The organism is Okeania sp., assembly GCF_983059655.1.
Genome location: NZ_CEZPJD010000964.1, coordinates 1 through 2645 on the forward strand (window position 1 = coordinate 1; position 2645 = coordinate 2645).

General features: G+C 33.3%; 2 protein-coding genes. One reads left to right on the forward strand and one right to left on the reverse strand.

Features of this window, described 5'->3' with window-relative positions; translation table 11 throughout:
- Positions 1-602 precede the first annotated feature (602 nt).
- Positions 603-1508 carry a VWA domain-containing protein gene (locus tag AC3DU7_RS30695; RefSeq protein WP_488043021.1) on the reverse strand — a complete coding sequence of 302 codons (906 nt, stop codon included), beginning with the start codon at positions 1506-1508 and terminating at the stop codon, positions 603-605.
- Positions 1509-2046: 538 nt separating this feature from the next.
- On the opposite strand from AC3DU7_RS30695, the gene AC3DU7_RS30700 reads away from it, so the two are divergent.
- Positions 2047-2645: Uma2 family endonuclease (locus AC3DU7_RS30700; RefSeq protein ID WP_488043022.1), on the forward strand; the 599-nt coding region annotated here is incomplete at its 3' end.

A 2645-nucleotide genomic window follows, 5' to 3' on the forward strand; every position in this document is an offset into this window, starting at 1 on the left:
AGTTATCAGTTATCAGTTATCAGTTATCAGTTATCAGTTATCAGTTATTAGTTATTAGTTATTAGTTATTAGTTAGCAGTTAATAGTTATTAGTACACCTGGCTGTTTGCGTAGCATGACCTAGGAAAGCACTGGGATTGAAATCTGAAATATTCTCTTTTTTTATCCCCTTAAAATGGGAGGCTTTAGACTAGAATTTTGCAGTGAAAATCTCATGATTTTATCTATAGATTTGAAGAAGCTTTAGTTTTTAGGCTAATTATACTAAACCCTGTTTTGAAAGTAAGGTTTATCGTAAGGTAAAGCAGAGGGCAGAAGGCAGAAGGGTTAGAAAGGAATTTGAAAAACATAGTTTTGAAAACCGGATTTGGTATTATTTAGTGTTAGATTAAAAAATTTCACAAATATTACACAAGTTAATAAATATTAGAATAAGTTCAGTAGTCAGTAGTCAGTATTTAGGAGAAAGTAAAGAAGAAAAATACTCTAACTTAGACAGTGGTGAGAAAACATCTTTGCACATTCGATAGTAAGGAATTAAATTCATAAATATTTTTATCCTTGCTTCTTTCTTCTTCCTTCCTCCTTCTTCCTTCCTAATATTAAGAAGCAAAAAATTTACCATATAAACCTGGATATCTTTCTTTTATCCAACCACCTAATCCTTTTCTTGGGTCTCCCTCAAGTTGACGTTCAAGAGCAGCAATAATACCCTCATCCATCACCTCATCTATTAAATCAAAAATAAAGATATTACAATCTTCTCCTCGTCTAGATTGAAATTTATTAGCATTTAAATCAATTCCTAAATAAAAATCTATTGCTCCCTCTGTCTCAATATCACTACCTACACCAATCATTAAAATTTTAATCTCATCTTGACTATTAATATTAGAACAAGTTTTTCCAATAACATTAATAAATTCTTTGCTATCATCAATTTGACCATCAGTATAGATAATTATAAAAGCACCTTTATCATCAGTTCTATTAGAAAACCATTGAGATACTGCCTCATTTAAAGTAGGAGCAATGTAAGTCGCACCACCAGGTTTATTTTCCTTAAAAGCAGCTTGTACTTGGGCAGCATCTCTAAGATAAATAGTTTTTGTCGGTTGTTGATTTCGATTGAAAAAATATAAAGTTAACTCATCACAAATTATGCCATAATCATCATCTTGTTCGGACAGAATTTCAAAGACATGACCTTGTACAGTTTCTTGAAGATATTGCCAACGATTTTTGCTTCCTGTAGTAGCATCAGATATTGTCATGGAGCCACTACGGTCTATCAAAATAAAAACATCGCGATTGTAAATTTGTGGAATTGGCATATTTTCCTCCTTTGGTAAGATTAATTCAGTAGGTTTTTGATAGCTTATATTTTTGCAGATATATCTACATATTTCTAAGATTTTACCAAACTTTGCCACTATAAAAGATATCAGTAAATTAATTTGTTTCATCCTACGTTCATTAAAATTAACAAAACTCAAAAAGGAAGTCATTTCAGTTATCAGTTACCAGTTACCAGTTATCAGTAAAATCCATCGCATTTGTTGAGAAAAGTATCATAAAAAAAAGGAAAAATATTTAGTTTTTTTTGACTCTACTATAGCGTTTCTCAAGTTACTGAGATACAGTTGTTTTTGTTCTTTTCTATTCCCTGTTTCTCAAGTTACTAATCCCTGCTCCCTAGAACAAATGAATTTGGGACCTCACCTTTATGAGAATTGCTTAATATAATAATACCCTGTTGAATATTTACAGCAGTTTTCTAGTTTTGGATGTATAAAATTTTATGCTTTTAGGGAACAGATAAAACTGGACCTTAGACCTGAGAATGAATAAGTAAGATAAACATTTTCTTTCCTACTACATTTGTGCTATTATTGATAATAAAAACTATAATAATGATACACTAAATATAGTATAGCTCCCTAAAGGATGGGTTAAATTCAAGCCTCTGACTTTCCTACGGAATGTCGCGCAAACAGGCAGAGGCACTGATAACTGATAACTGATAACTGATAACTGATAACTGAAATGACATCCTCTACTACACCAGAAATTATTTATCCAGAAAGTGACGGTTTACCTTTGGCAGATAATACAATTCAATTCCGTTTCATTACCACTATTGTTGGGGGTATTGCTGGTATGTACAAAGACAACCCCAACGTGTTTGTTGCCGGAGACTTATTTTGGTATCCCAAGCACAGACAACCTTGGGTAAAACAAGCTCCTGATGTGATGGTAGTTTTCGGTCGCCCTCAAGGAGATAGACGTTCCTATAAACAGTGGGAAGAAGAAAATATTCCACCACAAGTTGTGTTTGAAATTGCTTCTCCTAGCAACAGTATTACTGAATTGGAAGTGACAAAACTAGAGTTCTATTCAGAATATGGGGCGCAAGAGTATTATGTTTATGACCCAGACACAGGAAGATTAAAAGGATGGTTGCGTCGAGGAGAAGTTCTCACTCCCATAGAAGTGATGGAAGGTTGGATAAGTCCCCAATTAGGAATTCGCTTTGAAAAAGAGGGTAAGGAATTAAAAATTTATCGACCCGATGGAGAACGTTTTGCCACTTATGTAGAAATTCTCGAACAAAAGGAGCAAGCAAGACAAAATGCCGAACAACA

Bases quoted from the DNA above. Each gene is read 5' to 3' on its own strand.
- AC3DU7_RS30695 (WP_488043021.1), bottom strand. From the start codon at position 1,508: ATGACTTCCTTTTTGAGTTTTGTTAATTTTAATGAACGTAGGATGAAA.